The sequence below is a fragment of the Nocardia sp. NPDC020380 genome (assembly GCF_044386975.1).
In the GTDB taxonomy this organism is placed as follows: domain Bacteria; phylum Actinomycetota; class Actinomycetes; order Mycobacteriales; family Mycobacteriaceae; genus Nocardia.
In genome coordinates this window covers 194768-212866 of record NZ_JBIRVQ010000005.1, presented here as the reverse complement: position 1 = coordinate 212866, position 18099 = coordinate 194768, and the positions used below count along the sequence as shown (strand labels likewise).

The 18099-nt window shown below is 68.3% G+C and carries 19 protein-coding genes; 15 read left to right on the top strand and 4 right to left on the bottom strand.

Annotated elements, in window-relative coordinates; genetic code table 11:
• Positions 1 to 117 precede the first annotated feature (117 nt).
• Positions 118 to 771: a cholesterol catabolism transcriptional regulator KstR gene (gene kstR, locus ACH438_RS14915; RefSeq protein ID WP_397005270.1), complete on the bottom strand. Its 654-nt coding sequence runs from the start codon at positions 769 to 771 to the stop codon at positions 118 to 120.
• A 122-nt stretch (positions 772 to 893) separates the two neighbouring features.
• Between kstR and ACH438_RS14910 the strand changes: the two genes are divergently transcribed.
• Genes ACH438_RS14910 through ACH438_RS14880 form a run of 7 tightly spaced genes read left to right on the top strand, consistent with a single transcriptional unit; the run spans position 894 to position 8268 of the window.
• Positions 894 to 3053, top strand: a complete 2160-nt coding sequence (locus ACH438_RS14910; protein WP_397005268.1) for an acyl-CoA dehydrogenase — start codon at positions 894 to 896, stop codon at positions 3051 to 3053.
• A 26-nt stretch (positions 3054 to 3079) separates the two neighbouring features.
• The gene (locus ACH438_RS14905; protein WP_397005266.1) at positions 3080 to 4165 is read left to right on the top strand and encodes an acyl-CoA dehydrogenase family protein; all 1086 of its coding nucleotides are present in this window, start codon (positions 3080 to 3082) and stop codon (positions 4163 to 4165) included.
• The gene (locus ACH438_RS14900) at positions 4150 to 5319 is read left to right on the top strand and encodes an acyl-CoA dehydrogenase family protein (protein ID WP_397005264.1); all 1170 of its coding nucleotides are present in this window, start codon (positions 4150 to 4152) and stop codon (positions 5317 to 5319) included. Before ACH438_RS14905 ends, ACH438_RS14900 begins: the two co-directional genes overlap by 16 nt.
• A 9-nt stretch (positions 5320 to 5328) precedes the next feature.
• Entirely contained in the window at positions 5329 to 6276 is a 948-nt protein-coding gene (locus ACH438_RS14895; RefSeq protein ID WP_397005262.1) for a bifunctional MaoC family dehydratase N-terminal/OB-fold nucleic acid binding domain-containing protein, read from the top strand.
• Positions 6273 to 6725, top strand: a complete 453-nt coding sequence (locus ACH438_RS14890) for a MaoC family dehydratase (RefSeq protein WP_397005260.1) — start codon at positions 6273 to 6275, stop codon at positions 6723 to 6725. Before ACH438_RS14895 ends, ACH438_RS14890 begins: the two co-directional genes overlap by 4 nt.
• Positions 6722 to 7909 carry a lipid-transfer protein gene (locus ACH438_RS14885; protein ID WP_397005258.1) on the top strand — a complete coding sequence of 396 codons (1188 nt, stop codon included), beginning with the start codon at positions 6722 to 6724 and terminating at the stop codon, positions 7907 to 7909. Before ACH438_RS14890 ends, ACH438_RS14885 begins: the two co-directional genes overlap by 4 nt.
• A gap of 47 nt (positions 7910 to 7956) precedes the next feature.
• Positions 7957 to 8268 carry a hypothetical protein gene (locus ACH438_RS14880; RefSeq protein WP_397005256.1) on the top strand — a complete coding sequence of 104 codons (312 nt, stop codon included), beginning with the start codon at positions 7957 to 7959 and terminating at the stop codon, positions 8266 to 8268.
• Between the two features lie 241 nt (positions 8269 to 8509).
• Here the strand turns inward: ACH438_RS14880 and ACH438_RS14875 are convergent, their stop codons facing one another.
• Both ACH438_RS14875 and ACH438_RS14870 read right to left on the bottom strand, forming a co-directional pair.
• The gene (locus tag ACH438_RS14875) at positions 8510 to 8944 is read right to left on the bottom strand and encodes a PIN domain nuclease (RefSeq protein WP_397005254.1); all 435 of its coding nucleotides are present in this window, start codon (positions 8942 to 8944) and stop codon (positions 8510 to 8512) included.
• Positions 8941 to 9150, bottom strand: a complete 210-nt coding sequence (locus ACH438_RS14870) for a type II toxin-antitoxin system VapB family antitoxin (protein ID WP_397005252.1) — start codon at positions 9148 to 9150, stop codon at positions 8941 to 8943. The genes ACH438_RS14875 and ACH438_RS14870 overlap by 4 nt, the downstream gene beginning before the upstream one ends.
• A gap of 136 nt (positions 9151 to 9286) precedes the next feature.
• On the opposite strand from ACH438_RS14870, the gene zapE reads away from it, so the two are divergent.
• From zapE to ACH438_RS14830, 8 genes are all read left to right on the top strand, one after another.
• A complete protein-coding gene (gene zapE, locus ACH438_RS14865; protein ID WP_397006003.1) occupies positions 9287 to 9781 on the top strand; it encodes an AFG1/ZapE family ATPase in 495 nt (164 codons plus the stop codon).
• Positions 9782 to 10076: 295 nt separating this feature from the next.
• On the top strand, positions 10077 to 11180 hold the full coding sequence (locus ACH438_RS14860) for a glycosyltransferase family 4 protein (protein ID WP_397005250.1): 1104 nt from the start codon (positions 10077 to 10079) through the stop codon (positions 11178 to 11180).
• Positions 11180 to 12658 carry a UDP-glucose dehydrogenase family protein gene (locus ACH438_RS14855; RefSeq protein ID WP_397005248.1) on the top strand — a complete coding sequence of 493 codons (1479 nt, stop codon included), beginning with the start codon at positions 11180 to 11182 and terminating at the stop codon, positions 12656 to 12658. The genes ACH438_RS14860 and ACH438_RS14855 overlap by 1 nt, the downstream gene beginning before the upstream one ends.
• A 312-nt stretch (positions 12659 to 12970) precedes the next feature.
• On the top strand, positions 12971 to 13888 hold the full coding sequence (locus ACH438_RS14850; protein WP_397005246.1) for a DUF4129 domain-containing protein: 918 nt from the start codon (positions 12971 to 12973) through the stop codon (positions 13886 to 13888).
• Between the two features lie 49 nt (positions 13889 to 13937).
• Positions 13938 to 14441: a hypothetical protein gene (locus ACH438_RS14845; RefSeq protein WP_397005244.1), complete on the top strand. Its 504-nt coding sequence runs from the start codon at positions 13938 to 13940 to the stop codon at positions 14439 to 14441.
• Between the two features lie 20 nt (positions 14442 to 14461).
• Positions 14462 to 15424, top strand: a complete 963-nt coding sequence (locus tag ACH438_RS14840; protein WP_397005242.1) for an AAA family ATPase — start codon at positions 14462 to 14464, stop codon at positions 15422 to 15424.
• A gap of 7 nt (positions 15425 to 15431) precedes the next feature.
• A complete protein-coding gene (locus ACH438_RS14835) occupies positions 15432 to 16706 on the top strand; it encodes a DUF58 domain-containing protein (protein WP_397005240.1) in 1275 nt (424 codons plus the stop codon).
• Positions 16703 to 17122: a hypothetical protein gene (locus ACH438_RS14830; protein ID WP_397005238.1), complete on the top strand. Its 420-nt coding sequence runs from the start codon at positions 16703 to 16705 to the stop codon at positions 17120 to 17122. The genes ACH438_RS14835 and ACH438_RS14830 overlap by 4 nt, the downstream gene beginning before the upstream one ends.
• Before the next feature lie 445 nt (positions 17123 to 17567).
• Here ACH438_RS14830 and ACH438_RS14825 read toward each other — a convergent pair whose 3' ends face one another.
• Positions 17568 to 17939, bottom strand: a complete 372-nt coding sequence (locus ACH438_RS14825; RefSeq protein ID WP_397005236.1) for a hypothetical protein — start codon at positions 17937 to 17939, stop codon at positions 17568 to 17570.
• Positions 17940 to 18099: the final 160 nt, after the last annotated feature.

Below are 18099 nucleotides of genomic sequence, written 5' to 3'. Positions count from 1 at the left end.
ACCTGCACTTATTCAGCAAATGACGAGGGAGGCCTGCCCGGCTCTCCGGCCCGGGCAGGCCTCCCTCGAATTGCGAACGCACGGCGTGCGTTCTACGTCCTGCCTCGTACGAGGCGGCTACTCGCTGCCTCCGATGAGGAGGTCGACGGTGAGCTCCAGGCGCTCGGTCACATCGGTGGCCGAGGCGCGACGGGTCAGCCACGCAACCAGATTCGACAGCCACACGTCGCTGATGACGCGGGCGATGGCGAGCTGCCGGTCGGTGGGCGTCTCCTCGGCCAGGGCGCGGGCGAAGAAGCGGTCCATCACCTTGCCGACCCGATCGACCTCGGCGGCCGCGGAGGCGTCGGCGAACATGAAGGCGCGCGTCATGGCCTCGGTGAGCAGCGGGTCGCGCTGCATGGCCCGGGTGACCTGGGTGAGCAGCAGGTGCATGCGTTCCTGCGGGGTGACACCGGGGAGCGGTTTGCGCCGGCCTTCGAACTGCTCGAATTCGCGGGCGAGGGCGGACACCAGCAGGTGCACCTTGGACGGGAAGTACCGGTACAGGGTGCCGACGGCGACATCCGCGCGTTCGGCGACGGCGCGCATCTGGACCGCGTCGTAGCCGCCCTTGGAGGCCAGGGCGAGGGTGGCGTCGAGGATGCGTTTGCGCCGGTCGCGCTGCGCCGCCGAGCTCAGGTCCTCCTCGCTGAGGGTGGTGACGGGTACGGCGGCACCGCGTGCGGCGCCCGCCCCGTCGGCGGCCTGCGATCGGGAGGGACTGGCCATCGGTAGAGAGTCCTTTCCTGCACGAGTAGGTACCGCGTCGGGACGGCGCTTGACTTCCGCCCGGCTCGAACATTAGAACATGTTCTAGGAGTGGAAGTCACGCCGGAAAGGCGGTATGGAGTGTGACCATAGCCACCACTGACGAGCATAAAGCCGTTCAGGACTCTATGCGTGGATGGGCCGCCGCGGTGCGGCCAATTGCAACAATGCGAACCGGAGCGCCGGATTATTGGCGCGAATACTGGTCGCGCCTGGCCGATCTCGGAATTTTCCGAGTCGCCGTCGCCGAGGAGGCGGGCGGCGCGGGAGGTACCGTCGGCGATCTCGCTGTCCTGGTGGAGCAGGCGGCGCACGATCTGGTTGGCGGACCGGTGCTCTCGACGGCGCTGGCGGGACTCGTTGCCGGCGAGATGCTCGACGAGAATACGCCATGCGGTATCGCCCTCGAGGGCGAAATCGCGGTATCCGCCGGGGAATCCGTGATCCGGGTGTCCGGCACCTGGGAGGCGGTGCTCGGCGCCGCGCCCGGTACCGCCGTGCTGGTGCCCGTCCGGGACGGTGACCGGCAGCTCTGGTGCCTGATCGAACCCGATGCCGACGGCTTGCGGGTGGAGCCGCTACCGGCGCTGGACCTGAGTTCGCCACTGGCGCGGGTCGAGTGCGCGGAAGTTGCTGTGTCCCAGGATCACGTCTTCGAACCGGCGCTGCCGGTGCTCGATCTGGCCGCGGTGCTGATTGCCGCGGAGGCCGCCGGACTGGCCGGTTGGTGCCTGGAAACCGCGACCGAATACGCCAAGGTGCGTGAACAATTCGGGCGCAAGATCGGTGAATTCCAAGCGATCAAACATATTTGCGCCTGGATGCTGTGCCGGACCGAGCAGATTCGCGCCGTGGCCGCCGATGCGGCCGCCGCGGTCGACACTGGTGGTGCGGAACTGCAGTTGGCCGCGGCCATCGGCCTGACCGTCGCGCTGGACGCGGCGGTGGAGACCGCGAAGGACTGTATTCAGGTTCTGGGTGGAATCGGTTTCACTTGGGAGCACGACGCCCACCTGTACCTGCGCCGGGCCACCGCCCTGCGTCAGCTGGTGGGCGGCAGCGCCCGCTGGCGGGCCCGGGTGGCCGAGCTGACCCTGCGGGGTCACCGGCGCACCGTGGGCCTCGACCTGGGCGAATCCGGTGCCGAGGGCGATTCGGCCTGGGAAGAGCTGGGCCTGGACGCCGCCGAGGCCGCCGTGCTGGCGGCCGAGCTGGCCAAGATCGGGGCGCTGCCGAAGTCCGAGCAGCGCACCGCGCTGGCCGGGGCGGGCCTGCTGGCCTCGCACTGGCCCGCGCCCTACGGCCGGGGCGCGGGACCGATCCTGCGTACCCAGCTGGACGACCAGGTGCGCAAGGCGGGCATCGAGCTGCCGGAGCTGGCCATCGCCAACTGGGCCATACCGACGCTGCTGCAATGGGGTACCCCGGAGCAGATCGAGCGGTTCGCCCTGCCGACCCTCACCGGGGAGGTGATCTGGTGCCAGCTGTTCTCCGAGCCGGAGGCCGGGTCGGATCTGGCGGCCCTGCGCACGGTGGCCGAGCGGGTCGAGGGCGGCTGGAAGCTGCAGGGGCAGAAGGTCTGGACCTCACTGGCGGACAAGGCCACGTGGGGAATCTGCCTGGCGCGCACGGATACCGGGGCGCCGAAGCATCGGGGCATCAGTTATTTCCTGGTGCGCATGGACAGTCCGGGCCTGGACATCCGTCCGCTGGTGGAGATCACCGGTGAGGCGCGGTTCAACGAGGTGTTCCTGGATCAGGTCTTCGTTCCGGACGAATGCTTGGTCGGTCAGCTCGGCAATGGCTGGAAGATCGCGCGGTCGACCTTGTCGGCGGAGCGGGTGGCCATGGGCGGCAAGGGAATCGGGGACGAGCTGGAGGCGCTCATCGCGGCGGCTCCGACCTCCGGGCCGGGCGCCGAAGTGGTGGCCGATCGTCTGGGCGGGCTCATTTCAGAATCTGTAGCCGGAACTTTGCTGGAAGCTCGTGCGGCAAAAAAGATGCTGGCCGGCGAAGATCCCGCCGCGCAGAGCAGCGTACGCAAACTGGTCGGTGTGCGACACCGGCAGGCGGTAGCCGAATTTGCCGTCGAATTGTCCGGTGCGGCGGGCGCTCTCGAAACCGATGTGGTGAAAGAATTCCTGCTCACACGCTGTTTGTCGATTGCGGGCGGTACCGAGCAGATTCTGTTGACCGTCGCCGGTGAACGGATCCTCGGACTGCCGCGCGAGTCGCACGGCTAGCCCACACCTCTACCGGGAGCATGGAATTGGACTTCACCAGGGACGAGAGCCAGGACGCTGTCGCCGAGGTTGTTGTAAGTTTGCTGGAACGTGAAAGCGCGCGTGATAGTGCGTTATGGCCGATTTTCGCCCAGAGTGGTTTGCTGGCCGTACCCCTACCGGAGCGCTTCGGCGGCGACGAGATGGGCCTGCTCGAGGTCTCGGCCATGCTCACCGAGCTGGCCACCGACGCGGTGCAGATCCCGGCGCTGAGCACGCTCGGCTTCGGCGTACTGCCGCTGCTGGCCGTGGGCGTGCCGGATGCGGTGGCCGAGAAGGTGTTTCCCGCCGTCGCGGAGGGCGCGGTGCTGACCGCCGCCCTGCACGAGACGGGCGCGCCCTTCACCGTCAAGCCGGAGACGACGGCCGTCAGTGACGGTTCCATCGTCCGCATCACCGGCCACAAGATCGCGGTGCCGTACGCCGACACCGCGCGCTGGATCCTGGTGCCGACCGATTCCGGCATCGCCCTGGTGGACGGGGACGCGGCGGGCATCACCCGCACCGCGAGCCCGACTTCCGATGGCGTGCCGGAGTTTTCGCTGCAGTTCGATCAGGTGCAGATTCCGGCCGGGCAGTTGCTGCCCGGCGGGCTGGCCGAACTGCACCGGCTGGCGCTGGCCTCGATCGGCTCGGTTGCCGACGGTCTGCTGAAGGGTGTCATCGCCCTGACGGCCGAACACGTCCGCACCCGGCAGCAGTTCGGCCGCCCGCTGGCCGAATTCCAGGCCGTGGCCCAGCAGATCGCCGATGTGTACGTGGTCTCGCGCACGCTGCACGCCGCCGCCCTGTCGGCCAACTGGGCGCTCGCGCAAGAGCTCTCGGCCGACGGCGGGAACGTTTCCGCGGAGCACCGGGAGCGCACGGACGACGACCTCGACGTGCTCGCCTACACGGTCGCCTCGGAACTGCCCGCGGCCCTGCAGAAGTGTCATCACCTGCACGGCGGCATCGGCGTCGACATGACCCACCCGCTGCACCGCTACTACTCACAGGCCAAGGACATCGCCCGCTGGCTGGGCGGCGAATCGTTCCGGCTGGATCGTTTGGGAGCCAGATGTTCATCGATCTAACCCCTGAGCAGCGACAGCTCCGGGACGAATTGCGTTCGTACTTCGCCGGTCTCGTGACTCCCGAAGAGGAGGCCGCGATGCTGGACAACCGGCACGGTGACGCCTACCGTGCCGTGGTCAAGCGGATGGGCTCCGACGGCCGGCTCGGCGTGGGCTGGCCGAAGGAGTACGGCGGGCAGGGTTTCGGGCCCGTCGAACAGCAGATCTTCTACAACGAGGCGGTGCGCGCCGACGTGCCGGTGCCGCTGGTCACCCTGCTGACCGTCGGCCCGGCACTGCAGTCCTTCGGGACGCCGGCCCAGAAGCGGAAGTTCCTGCCCGGAATTCTCACGGGCGACATCCATTTCGCCATCGGTTACTCCGAGCCCGAGGCCGGTACCGATCTCGCGGCGCTGCGCACCAGCGCGGTCAAGGACGCCAACGGCGACTGGATCGTCAACGGCCAGAAGATCTTCACCACCGGCGCGCACGAGGCCGACTACATCTGGCTCGCGGTCCGCACCGGCACGGTCGAATCCCGGCACCGCGGCATCACGATCCTCATCGTGGACACCACGGATCCCGGCTTCTCGTGGACGCCGATCATCACCGCGGACGGCGCGCACCACACCAATGCCACCTACTTCGACAATGTCCGGGTGCCCGCCGACATGATCGTCGGCGAGGAGAACGGCGGCTGGAAGCTCATCACCACCCAGCTCAATCACGAGCGGGTCAGCCTGGGCCCGTCCGGCAAGATCGAGCAGCTCTACGAGCGGGTGCGGGACTGGGCGCAACGCCAGGGCGTGCTGGGCGAGACCGATGTGCGCCGCTCGCTGGGCCGCCTGCACGCCATGGTGCGCTTGAACGAACTGCTGAACTGGCAGGTCGCCTCGAATATGGAGCGGCCGGACGTTTCTCAGTTCGAGGTCGTGGCGGACGCCTCGGCGACCAAGGTGTACTCCACCGAGGCGCTGCAGGAGGCCGGCCGGCTGGCCGAGGAGATCGTGGGCCGCTTCGGCGATCCCGCCGATCCCAAGACCGCGGAACTGCTGGTCTGGCTGGACCGCCGCACCAAGCAGAACCTGGTGGTCACCTTCGGCGGTGGCGTCAATGAAGTCATGCGCGAGCTGATCGCCCAAATGGGCCTGCGGCTGCCGCGCGTCCCCAGATAGGAGTCACCTGTGACGCAGAGCTTCACGGCCGACGAGATTCGGGCGGCCGTCGAGAAGATCAAGGCCGCGGGCGAATCCGCGGCGCGGGTGGCCCGGGATCCGGTCAACCAGCCCATGATCAACAACTGGGTCGAGGCGATCGGCGACGCCAATCCGATCTACGTGGATGCCGAGGCCGCCCGTGCGGCCGGGCATCCCGGCATCGTGGCGCCGCCTGCCATGGCACAGGTGTGGACCATGCCCGGATTGCACGGCGCGCGTGCCGAGGACGATCCGATGACCCGCACCAACGAACTGTTCGACGCGGCCGGTTTCACCTCGGTGGTCGCCACCAACTGCGAGCAGATCTACCACCGCTACCTGCAGCTCGGCGAGCAGGTGACGGTGCGGTCCACGGTGGACGAGCTGGTCGGGCCCAAGCGGACCGGGCTGGGCGAGGGCTGGTTCACCACCTACCGCACCAACTACTACGTGGGCGAGGAACTCGTCACCGAGATGCTGTTCCGGATGCTGAAGTTCGCACCCGGCACGGCAGCCCAGAAGCCTGCTTCCGCAGACGATCTCAGCAAGCGGGTGAAGCCGACCGTCTCCAAGGACACCGAATTCTTCTGGGACGGCGTCAAACTCGGCGAACTGCGCATCCAGCGCAAGCCCGACGGGACCCTGCAGCATCCGCCGATCCCGGCCATCTGGCAGGACAAGGCGCAGCAGAGCGACTACGCGGTGGCCTCCGGCCGCGGCACGGTTTTCAGCTTCGTGGTGCACCACGCGCCCAAGGTGCCGGGCCGTCAGGTGCCGTACGTGATCGCGCTCGTCGAGCTGGAGGAGGGCGTGCGCATGCTCGGTGAGCTGCGTGGCGTCGATCCCGCCGCGGTCGAGGTCGGGCTGGCCGTCGAGGCCGGATTCGAGGCGCTCGACGAGGACAACACCGTGCCCTATTGGAAGGTTGTCAAATGACCGCCACTGTCGAGCCTGCCGCCGCGCAGGTCGGAACGACCCTGCCGGAGTTGGTGATTCACGCCGACCCGACCTTCGTGATCAGCTCGGCGCTGGCCACCCGCGACTTCCAGGACGTGCACCACGACCGCGACAAGGCGGTGCAGCGCGGGTCCAAGGACATCTTCGTCAATATCCTCACCGACACCGGCCTGGTGCAGCGCTTCGTCACCGACTGGGCGGGCCCGCGCGCCATCGTGAAGTCCATCGCCCTGCGCCTGGGCGTGCCGCTCTACGCCGGGGACACGCTGACCCTGTCGGGCACGGTGACCGCCGTCGACGCCACCGCCGAGGGCGTGGACGTCACCGTCGAGGGCGTGGACGTCACCGTCGAGGTGGTCGGCAAGGACAGCCTCGGCGACCACATCACCGCGAAAGCCGTTCTCTCCCTGCAGGAGGCCCGCCAGTGAGCGCCCCCAGCTCCCCGCTCAGCCGCCGTGCCGCCATCGTGGGCATCGGCGCCACCGACTTCTCCAAGGACTCCGGCCGCAGCGAACTGCGGCTGGCGGCTGAGGCGGTCACCGCCGCCCTCGCCGACGCGGGCCTCACGCCCGCCGACGTGGACGGTCTGACCACCTTCACCATGGACACCAATACCCAGGCCGCGGTGGCCCGGGCGGCGGGCATCCCGAGCCTGAAGTTCTTCTCCAACATCCCCTTCGGCGGTGGCGCCGCCGCCGCGACGGTCCAGCAGGCCGCCATGGCGGTGGCGACGGGCGTCGCGGATGTGGTTGTCGCGTACCGGGCGTTCAACGAGCGGTCCGGTAATCGCTACGGCCAGTTCGCGACTCACCTCGCTACCGGCAATCCGTCCTCCTCGGGTGTCGACAATGCCTTCTCCTACACCCACGGACTCGGTACCCCGGCGGCTCAGGTGGCCATGGTGGCTCGCCGGTACATGCACGTATACGGCGCGCGCAGTGAGGATTTCGGCCGGGTGGCGGTGGCCGACCGCAAGCATGCGGCGGTGAATCCGGCCGCCCATTTCTACGGCAAGCCGATCACCCTCGAGGAGCACCAGGCTTCCCGCTGGATCGCCGAGCCGCTGCACCTGCTGGACTGCTGCCAGGAGACCGACGGTGGCGTGGCGCTCGTCATCACGAGTGTGGACCGGGCGAAAGATCTGCCGCAGAAGGCGGCCGTGATCGCCGGTGCCGCACAAGGTTCCGGTGCGGATCAGTACGTGATGACCAGCTACTACCGTGATGCCATGACGGGCCTGCCCGAAATGGGTCTGGTGGGTGACCAGCTCTGGTCGCAGTCCGGTCTCCGTCCCGAGGACATGCAGGCCGCCATCCTCTACGACCACTTCACCCCCTTCGTGCTGATGCAGCTCGAGGAACTGGGTTTCTGTGGCCGTGGCGAAGCCAAGGACTTCATCAAGGACGGCGCCATCGAACTGGGTGGCCGCCTGCCCCTGAACACCCACGGCGGTCAGCTGGGCGAGGCCTACATCCACGGCATGAACGGCATTGCCGAGGGTGTGCGCCAGCTTCGCGGTACCTCGGTGAACCAGGTCGCGGGCCTGGAGAACATCGTCGTCACCGCCGGAACGGGCGTTCCGACATCGGGTCTGGTCCTCACCGCGAACTGACGCCGGGCGCGTAGATTGGTTCCGGTCCGACTGGGGAAGGGACCGGAATGACACTGCTCGACAAACTGAACGATCTGCCCGGCATGAGCGCGCTGATCGTCTACGGGGAGCCGCACACCACGCCGGACGGGTCGACCGTCATCACGGTCACCAATTACGCCACGGTGCTCGGCCCCCGCCCGATGGGCGTGTTCGTCGTGCACGGTGGCGAGGTGAAGTGGGAGCCGGCCGTGGATGCCGGGCGCATCGCGATCCTCGGTGTGCTGACCGGTCTGGTCGCGGCCACGCTGGCCACGGCCGCGGTGCTGCGCCGGCCGCCGTGGCCGGACACCGTGATCAGGATCTGGAAGCACTCCTGAGCTGAACGGCCAGGATACCGGCGAGCTGTCGCACGCTCGCCGGTGTGCCGGGTGCGAGATCCGTTCTGGCCCCGGCGAATCGGTCGAAGACCAGACCTTCGATCACCGCGATGAAGTCGGCCGCCGCCGTCGAGCGGGTCGACGATCAGTGTGCGTGGAGTGAGATCAACTGGCTACAGTGTTGCGCCAGTTGGCGATATCGGGCGCGACGCCTTCCTGGTCCGTAGTCCTTATCGCGAAATCAGTCGATGCTGCCCTGCGGAACTACCCAAATGTGTGGCTGGCGAGTGACAGCGGCGATGTGGTCGAAATCAGCGTCGTAGTGAACGATCACCGCGCCGTGGAATTCGGCGACCGCGGCCGTCATCAAGTCGACGATGCCGGCGGCGCGGTGCATGCCTTGCCGGGCCATCAGTTGCTGTACCTCGCGGGCGCGGTCTGCGATGGATTCGTTCATCGGCAGATTCACATACAAGGCCCGGCGTCGTTGCATGATGTTCTGTACATCGGCTAGGTTGCGGCCCGAGTAGCCCGCCTCGAGATCTACGGTCACACACGTGGCTGCTGCGCGGTCGGCGATCAACCCGGTGATCACATTCCGGACAGCCCCCTGACGAATTCGGGAGGCGGCCGATGTGTCGATCAGATGCAGCCGCAGGGGCGTGGCCGAGCTCAACGGCGCGCCCGGTTCATCACCTCCGGGTCACCGATATCAGCCCCGACGCCTATTCCGTAAGGGTCGTTGAGCACTTGCTCGATTCGTCGCCGACGCTCGGCGACGAACTCCAGTGCGGCGTTCACGGTGTCCTTCTTGGTGGCCGTCCCGAGTTCCTTGGCGGCAAGGGCGAGCGCCTCGTCGTTCAGGTCGATCATCGTCTTCATGTGTCCCACGGTATGTCTCCTGATATTCCTTCAGCAATATTGCGAGGTATTCGATGCGTGAACCGTTATGGATTGCGCGTCTTCTCCGGGAGCTGTCGGTCCGGGCGACGGTGAGATTGTCGGCTGAACCTGTGTCCTGAACGGATCCTCGAGCCTGCCGACGTCGCCGCTGGTGCACAACCCGCTGGACCGTCGCACATCGGCTGGCGCCACACCGGATTCAGCAGTCGGGCAGTACGTGATCGGCGATGCGGAAACCACCGGCCGCGTGGACATTCCGGTCGCGTACCGGCTCATGCACGCCCGCGCGGCCGGGAGCGGCGCGCTGACAGTCGATTTCGCGGAGCTGTGCGGGATCCCGGTGTCGGCGGCCGATTTTTTCGAACTCGCGGCCGAGTTCCGGCGCTGGACGGTCTGCCGCGTGCCGGCCATGGACACCGTCCCGCCGGACTGGGTGATGCGTTTCGTGAACCTGGTGGACGTTCTCCACGACGCCGATCTGGAGCTTTCGGTCTACGCCGAAGTCCCGTTGCCGGAATTGGGCGCGGAGCTCGCGCGGGTCCCTGACCTGTACCGGACCCTCAGCCGGCTCGGGGAACTGCGTGCTGCGGAGGCTGCGATCACTGGTTGAACCTGCCGCCCGGGACGGTTGTGCGACGGGACGGCGACGCCTCGGTGAACACGCCGACTTGATCGACGCGGAGCATTCACGCGCCGTCTACGCGGAGGGGGGCCTGCGTTGCAAGCCACTTCTTACCGTGCAATCAGGAGCAGCACCGAACCGGAGGGGACCGATGCGAATCCGCGAGCAGGCAAGGGATTCCGAGCCGCGGAACCCGAGCATACCGAGTAACCCTGGCATCCGGAAAAGTCCCCGGTTGCGTGTCCTGGTCGTCGCCGAGTCCTTTCTTCCCCAGGTCAACGGCGTGACCAATTCCGTTCGGCGAGTGCTGGACCATCTGGCGGCCAAGGGCCACGAGGCGGTGCTACTGGCGCCTACCGGGCCGGAGAAGTATGCCGGGTTCCGCGTCCATGTGGTGCGCGGGGCCCGGCTTCCTTTCTATCGGGATTTCCGTATCGGCCTGGAGACCCGGCGTCGTTTGCGCAAGATCATCCGGGAGTTCCAGCCGGATGTCGTGCACATCGCTTCCCCGGCGACGCTGGGTTACCAGGCGGCGAAGGTCGCCAACGAGCTGGGCATCCCGACCGTCGCCATCTATCAGACCGATCTGGTGGGTTTCGCCGAGCGCTACGACCTGCCCGGCGGCGTCCGCACCATGACCGCGCTCACCCGCCGCATCCATCTGCGGGTGGACCGCACGCTCGCGCCCTCCACGGCGAGCCTGCGGCAGCTGGAGCTCATGGGCATTCCGGGGCTGGCACGCTGGCCGCGCGGCGTGGATCTGCAGCAGTTCGGGCCGTTCCGGCGGTCGGAGGAACTGCACCGGCGGCTCGCCCCCAATGGCGAACTGCTGGTGGGCTATATCGGCCGGCTCGCCCCGGAGAAGGAACTCGAACTGCTCACCCACGTGCAGGCGCTGCCCGGGGTGCGCTTGATCATCGTCGGCGGCGGGCCCGAGGAGAAGCACCTGCGGAAGCTGCTGCCGCAGGCCGAATTCCTGGGCGTGCTGCACGGTGACGAACTCGGCGCGGCGTACGCCACGCTGGACGTCTTCGTGCACACCGGCCGGCACGAAACCTATTGCCAGGCAGCGCAGGAGGCCATGGCCTCCGGCGTGCCCGTGGTCGCGCCCCGCGCGGGCGGCCCGATCGACGTGGTCTCGCCCGGCGCCGGCTTCCTCTACCCGCCCGGCGACGCGGAGGCCATGACCGGCCTGGTGCGCCGCCTGGTGGACGACGCGGAACTGCGCGAGCAGACCGCGGCGACCGCGCAACGCAGCGTCAAGGACCGCTCCTGGGCGGCCGTCAACGACCTTCTGATTCGCCACTACCGCGAGGTCATCGCGGAGCGACTGCTGCCGGAAGCGTCCGGCGAGCTCCGTGAGCCGCTCACCAAGGAGGCCTCCTGATGCTCCGCATCTCCGTCATCGGCACCGGCTATCTGGGCGCCACGCATGCCGCGGGCATGGCCGAACTCGGCTTCGAAACCCTGGGCGTGGACAACAATCCGGCCAAGGCGGCGGCACTGTCCGCCGGCCGGGTGCCGTTCCACGAGCCTGGACTGCCCGAGCTGCTGTCCGGCCACGTGGCGGCCGGGCGGCTGCGTTTCGGCACCTCGCTGGTCGAGGCCGCGCGGTTCGCGGACATCCACTTCCTGTGCGTGGGAACACCGCCCGGCGCGAACGGCGCGGCCGATCTGTCGCAGCTGTACTCCGCGCTGGACGGGCTGGTGCCGCACCTGACCCGCAACTGCCTGATCGTCGGCAAGTCCACGGTGCCGGTGGGTACCGCGGAGGCGCTGACCGAGCGGATCGCCGAGCTTGCGCCCGAGGGTATTTCGGTGGATCTGGCCTGGAACCCGGAGTTCCTGCGCGAGGGGCACGCCGTCTACGACACCCTGCACCCGAACCGCCTGGTCTTCGGCGTCACCACGCCGGACGCGGAATGGGCGCTGCGCCAGGTCTATTCGACGCCGATCGCCGGGGGCGCCCCCGTGGTGATCACGAATATGCCGACCGCCGAACTGATCAAGGTGTCGGCCAACGCCTTCCTGGCCACCAAGATCTCCTTCATCAATGCCATGGCCGAACTGTGCGAGCTGACCGGCGCGGATGTGACGCTGCTGGCCGAGGCGCTCGGCCACGACGACCGCATCGGCCGCAAGTTCCTCGGCGCCGGACTGGGTTACGGCGGCGGCTGTCTGCCCAAGGATATCCGCGCGCTCATCGCCCGCGCCACCGAACTCGGGGCGGGGGAGTCGGTGGACTTCCTGCGCGATATCGACGCGGTGAACCTGCGCCGCCGCGAGCGGGTGGTCACCGACACCCTGGACATCCTGCGCGGCAGCGCTTCCCGCTGGGGTCGCGCGGTGGGTGTGCTGGGGCGGGTCGGGGTGCTGGGCGCGGCCTTCAAGCCGCTGTCCGACGATGTCCGTGATTCGCCGGCGCTGGATGTCGCGGCCCGCCTGCACGCCGCGGGCGCGGAGGTGACCGTATTCGATCCGGCCGCAACGGTTCCCGCGCGGGCGGTGGCCCCGCAGCTGGTGTACGCGCCGAACGCGGCGGCGGCGCTGCACGGGGCCGATGTGGTGCTGCACCTGACCGAGTGGAGCGAATTCCGCGAGCTGGACCCGGCTTTCCTGCGGTCGGTGGCGCGCGGCCGCACCATCATCGATGCCCGCAATACCCTCGATCCGGCGCCGTGGCTGGCGGCGGGCTGGGATTTCCGTTCGCTCGGCCGCCTGGTGGAACCACGTCCGGCGCCGGCGCGCATCGAATCCGCTCCGGCGCGTATCGACCGGGTCGTGCCGATCACCCAGACGGTGCAGGAGCCCTGGACCACTTCGGCGTTGACGCGACTGCGTGCCCGGGTGCGCCGGACCGCTTGATCGATTCCAGTACCGCGTGGCACGAACGGTCCGTACGGAAACTCCGTACGGACCGTTCGTGCCGGTGGCCCCATGCCGTCTCTTCTGTCATGAATCGGCGTGAAATCATCGGACGTCTGATCGGCGAATTGTCGGTGGTCACAGGTGAATCCGGGTAGATTTGGTTTCCCTCATGACCGGTGCCGATATATGTTCGAAGTGTATGTGAGCCGTGTTCGTCGTTTTCGACCTGAGAAACCGCTTGGCATGTAACTATGTGCCTGATTTAGGCGGAACTCTGGTTGGGGGTGCTCGGTGACTGGGGTCGGGACGGTGGCATCGCGCGCGGTCGGGCTGATCGCCCTGCTGGTGCTGGCCGTCGTCGCCCTGCGCGGCTACATCCCCGGCACCGGCGGTCCGAAAGCCCCCCATACGCCTTCCGCGGTGAGCCTCGCGCTCATGCCGGTGCTGTTCCTGGTGTCGATCGTGATCCTGGCCGCCGGCGTCATCAACAGTCAGCATCGGCTGCCGCTGTCCATGCCCGAACCGGATCGCAAACCCGATCGCCGCTCCTGGCGGCTGGGCGGCCTCGGCCTGCTGGTGCTCATCGGCATCGCCGCGGTGGGACTGCTGGCGGCCTCGATCCTCTCCGTGTACGTCGCCGGACCCGGCAAGCACACGCAGGCCGCGACCACGCAGGCCCCGGCGACCGGTACCGCGAATCCGGCGGAAACCGTTCCGCCGGCGCCGGATACGAATCAGCAGCCCCCGCTGGGCGGAACCGCGCTGCTGATCGTGGGCATCAGCGCGGGGGTGCTGGTGCTGGTGGCGATGTCCGGGCTGGTGGTCGTCGCGCTCGGCACCACCCGGCGACCGGCACCGCAGCCCGGCGTGTTCACCCCCGCCGCGGAGACCGAGATGGTGTCGCTGGCGAAGGTCGCGGAGATGGGCCTGGCGGCCATGATCGCGCCCGGCCAGGACCCGCGCACCGCCATCATCGCCTGCTACGTGGCCATGGAAAGCGGTCTGGGACAGGCACGGGAGGTGGCGCCGCTGGCCTCGGACACCCCGTCCGAGGTGCTGGCCCGCGCCTTCGATCGCGGCTTCCTGCACGACGCGTCGGCGCGGGAACTGGTGGCGCTGTTCGAGGAGGCCCGCTTCAGCCCGCACTCCATGCTGGAGTGGCAGCGCATGCGGGCCGAGCAACTGCTGCGAATCGTATTGGCCGATCTGCAAGGGCAGCCGGTATGAGAACCGTTGCCACAGTACTTCTTCGGCCGGAACGGATAGGAGTCCGCCGATGAACCGGATCGCGATCGTGATCGGTGCGGTGGTGCTGGCCGCGCTCTTCGAATTCCTCGCCTTCGGCAATCAGCGCGACACCCTGCTCCCGGTGGCGGGCCTGCCGGTGGCGGGCGGGCTCGGCCTGCTGGTCTGGTCGCTGGTGCAGCGTTCGCGCCGGATCGCCCCGCAGGGCCCGGCCGATCACGAGATCGACAACGGCCCGGCGGAGATGCTGCGCCGCTGGGAGGCGCGCGCCAGCATGCTGGCGGACCGGTCCGAGGGTTCGCGCGCCGAATGGGACCGCCATCTGCGCCCCCTGCTCGCCAAGGAATTCGAGCTGACCAGCGGGCATCGCATGGCCAAGAACCGGCGGGCGCTGGAGACCGCCGGTCAGCTGCAATTCGGCCCCGAACTGTGGCGCTGGGTGGATCCGGCGAATTCGGCGCTGAGGGACCAGGAGGGCAAGGCCCCCGGCCGCGCCGCCCTGGACGAGATCCTGCGCCGCCTACAGACCATGTGAGACGAGATGCGAGACATGCGATGACATCACCGATGGATCTGACCATCAAGCGCACCGACGCCGTACTGCGCGAAATGTCCCGGGTCGTGGTCGGCAAGCGGGACGAACTGCAGCTGATCATGATCGCGGTACTGGCCGGTGGGCACATCCTCATCGAGGATCTGCCCGGACTGGGCAAAACCCTCATCGCGCGGTCGTTCGCGGCGGCGCTGGGGCTGAACTTCACCCGGGTGCAGTTCACGCCGGATCTGCTGCCCGCGGACCTGATCGGCTCCACCATCTACGACATGCATTCCGGCCGCTTCAGTTTCCGCCGCGGCCCGGTCTTCACGAACATGCTGCTGGCCGACGAGGTCAACCGCACCCCGCCCAAGACACAGGCCGCGCTGCTGGAGGCCATGGCCGAGGGGCAGGTGTCCATCGACGGCGAAACCTTCCCGCTGCCGGATCCTTTCATCGTCATGGCCACCGACAACCCCATCGAATACGAGGGCACCTACCCGCTGCCCGAGGCCCAGCTGGATCGCTTCGCCATGCAGTTGCGGCTCGGCTACCTGTCCGAATCCGATGAGATGAGCATGATCCGCCGGCGCCTGGAACGCGGTTCGCAACCGGCCCAGATCGGCCAGGTGGTGGATGCCACCGGCCTGCTGGAGATGCGGCAGGCCGTCGAATACGTGACCGTGCATCCCGATGTGGTCGGCTATGTGGTCTCGCTGGCCGCCGCCACCCGGGGACACCCGCAGGTGGAGGTCGGCGCCAGCCCCCGCGCCGAACTCGACCTGGTCCAGATGGCCCGGGCCCGGGCGCTGCTCAACAATCGCGACTTCGTGGTCCCGGAAGATGTGAAGGCGCTGGCGGTTCCGGCCATGGCGCACCGCATCACGCTGCGCCCGGAGATGTGGGTCCGCCGCATCCGCGGCGAGGACGTGATCGCCGAACTGCTGCGCCGTCTGCCCGTCCCGCGCGCCACCTCGGCGTGAGGCGCGCATGAAGCATCGCGATACCACCGCCACCTCCGAGACCGAATTGCGCTGGCGGCCCGCGCCACTGGTGTTCATGCTGGCGGTGGCGTCGATCCCCGCGCTGGTGCTGGCGATCGTGCTGGGCCGGTGGCAGCTGGTGGTGTTCGCCGCGCCCATGCTGGGCGTGCTCGCCACGGCGCCACTCCAGTTGTCGCGCACCAGGATTCAGGTGGACGGCGCGGGCGTGCTGCGCTGCTTCGAGACGGAGGAGGTGGTGCTCACCGCGGCCGCCTTCGTGGAGACCGGGCACGCACTGCTGCGCCTGCACTCGGAAGCGGTGCCGGGCATGGAATCCCAGGTGGAGGAGACCGTCGACTCCGGGACCGCGCCGGCCGGTCTGCGGCTGGCGCTGTCCGCGCCGCGCTGGGGCCGGTATCCGGTGCCCATGCGGGTGACGGCGCTGAGCCCGGCCGGGCTGGCGGTGGCGTCGGTGCAACTGCCCGCGGGCGAGGTCTACGTGTACCCGATCACCGATCCACAGCGGATGCGGTTGCCGCGCACCGAACTTCCCGAGCGCATGGGCACGCACCTGACCCGGCGGCACGGACCGGGCGTGGAATACGCGGATATCCGGGCCTATACGCCGGGTGATCAACTGCGCACGGTGAACTGGCCGGTGAGCGCGCGCCGCGGGCAGCTGTTCGTGACCGAGCGGTTCACCAACCGGGCGGCGGATGTCGTTGTGCTGGTGGACACTTCGCTGCAGGCGCCCGGACCGGCCTCGGAATCGCTGGAGCTGTCGGTGCGCGGAGCGGCGCAGGTGGCGCAGTCGGCGCTGCAGGCCGGTGACCGCACCGCCGTTGTCGCCCTGGGCCGTTCGCCGCGCTGGCTGCGGCCGGACATCGGCCGCCGGCAGTTCTATCGCATCGTCGACACGGTGCTGGATGTGGGCGACGAGCACATCATGACCGAGGGCACCCTGGCGCCGCACGCGGCGGTGCCGATCGGCGCGGTGGTGGTGGCGTTCTCCACGCTGCTGGACACCCAGTTCGCGCTGTCGCTCATCGATCTGCGCAAGCGCGGGCACGTGGTCGTGGTGGTGGACGTGCTGCGCGGGCCGCCGTTCCATCAGGGCCTGGATTCCACGCTGGCGCGCATGTGGCAGCTGGAGCGCACGGCGATGTACCGCGATATGGGCACCGTCGGCGTGGACATCGTGCCGTGGCCGGAGGGCACCCGGCTGGATCAGGTCATGCGGCTGCTGCCCGAGCATCGGCGGACCGTGCGGGTACGCCGATGACCAGATTCCTCGCGGTGCTGTCCGGACTGCTGCTGACCCTCGCGGTCGGGCTGGTGCAGCCGTGGGCGGTGGCGCCCGCGCTGGTGCTGGTGGTGGCCGGCTGGCGCTGGCGGGTGAGCGCGGTGGCGGCGGTGCTGGTGGCCGTGGGCGTGCTGGCCTTCGATGGGCCCGGCGCCCTGGTGGCGGGTGCGATCGGACTGGTGGCGACCACATATCTGCTGAATACGGCCACCGTCTCGGCGCCGGTCGGGGTGGTGCCGACGACGATTCCGTCGGTGGCGGGCGCCCTGGTCTTCACCGTCGCCGCGGGGGCCGCGACCCTGCTGCCCACGGGTGTGGCATGGATCCCCATCGCCGCGCCGATCGCGGTAATCCTGTTGTACGGCTTGATCGTCCGTGGCCTAGTGGACGGATGATGCAAGCGAACCCGATACCGACGGGTTCAAATACATCGAGCAGGATCTGCGGATAGGCGGCGCTCGGGGGACCTACCGGCGGGTTTCGCGCGGCAGGACCGCGTTGCTCGCTCACACCGACCTCATGAGATGGTCGCCGGAAACAACAAGCGGTGCTTCGAGTTCGATGAAGTGCGCAGCCTTAATGGTTCGCGGCCGTCTCGATTCTGGACTGAGTGGAGCGGGGGAGCGAAGCGGAGGAGCGGAGGGAGGGAAGAATCGAGACTTCAGGGCCGCGAACCCGCCCGGAGCGAAGCGGAGGGCAGAAAGTAGAGCCCGTGGTGCTGACCGTGGACGCGGCCGCCATGCGGCGCGCTGGGCACGAGTTCCGGGTCAGCACCAACGGGGTCTGGTTGGTCGCCGCCGTCCCGCCCACATTCCTCGGTGGGTTGTGAGCGGGATTCGCCTATTGCATGGCCGGGGGCATGCGGGTCGGCTTGATGCGGCCCGCCTCGACGAGCGCCCGGAAGGCCGCGGCCTTGCGCGCACATTCGGCCACCGGGCAGCGGCGGTGCTGCTGCATGGCGCGGTGGGCTTCCGAGACGTCGAGCGGGTGGTCGGGAGCGAGATGCGACCATGCCGAGGTGGCTGACAGGGTCTTCGCGGTATCGGTCCCGGCCTTCACGGGTAACGCACTGCGCTCATTGCTGATTCGTTCCCGTATCCGGTCGACGGACAGTCTGTCGGGATCTTGATGGGGGTGATGCAGACTCACGATGGCGATCGCCATGATCGTGAGGGTTGCGAGAGTGGCCGTGAACACCTGCCAGGCGGCCATTGGTTCACCTTCTCCGTATCAATCGGTAGTAGAGACCCAAGATATTCAGTTGGTTAGCTAGATATTCACCGTATGTCCTGAGACGTTACTTCTGCCAGTGTCTGCTGGGTCAGAAACAACCGAATTTCGGCCTCTTTCAGCAACTTACCGACCGGTTCCG

What these genes read in the sequence shown, in the direction of transcription:
- kstR (WP_397005270.1), bottom strand. Translation starts at nt 771, where the DNA reads ATGGCCAGTCCCTCCCGATCGCAGGCCGCCGACGGGGCGGGCGCCGCA.
- ACH438_RS14900 (WP_397005264.1), top strand. Translation starts at nt 4,150, where the DNA reads ATGTTCATCGATCTAACCCCTGAGCAGCGACAGCTCCGGGACGAATTG.
- ACH438_RS14840 (WP_397005242.1), top strand. Translation starts at nt 14,462, where the DNA reads ATGACATCACCGATGGATCTGACCATCAAGCGCACCGACGCCGTACTG.
- ACH438_RS14835 (WP_397005240.1), top strand. Translation starts at nt 15,432, where the DNA reads ATGAAGCATCGCGATACCACCGCCACCTCCGAGACCGAATTGCGCTGG.
- ACH438_RS14830 (WP_397005238.1), top strand. Translation starts at nt 16,703, where the DNA reads ATGACCAGATTCCTCGCGGTGCTGTCCGGACTGCTGCTGACCCTCGCG.
- ACH438_RS14880 (WP_397005256.1), top strand. Translation starts at nt 7,957, where the DNA reads ATGACACTGCTCGACAAACTGAACGATCTGCCCGGCATGAGCGCGCTG.
- ACH438_RS14870 (WP_397005252.1), bottom strand. Translation starts at nt 9,150, where the DNA reads ATGAAGACGATGATCGACCTGAACGACGAGGCGCTCGCCCTTGCCGCC.
- ACH438_RS14855 (WP_397005248.1), top strand. Translation starts at nt 11,180, where the DNA reads ATGCTCCGCATCTCCGTCATCGGCACCGGCTATCTGGGCGCCACGCAT.
- ACH438_RS14845 (WP_397005244.1), top strand. Translation starts at nt 13,938, where the DNA reads ATGAACCGGATCGCGATCGTGATCGGTGCGGTGGTGCTGGCCGCGCTC.
- ACH438_RS14825 (WP_397005236.1), bottom strand. Translation starts at nt 17,939, where the DNA reads ATGGCCGCCTGGCAGGTGTTCACGGCCACTCTCGCAACCCTCACGATC.
- ACH438_RS14890 (WP_397005260.1), top strand. Translation starts at nt 6,273, where the DNA reads ATGACCGCCACTGTCGAGCCTGCCGCCGCGCAGGTCGGAACGACCCTG.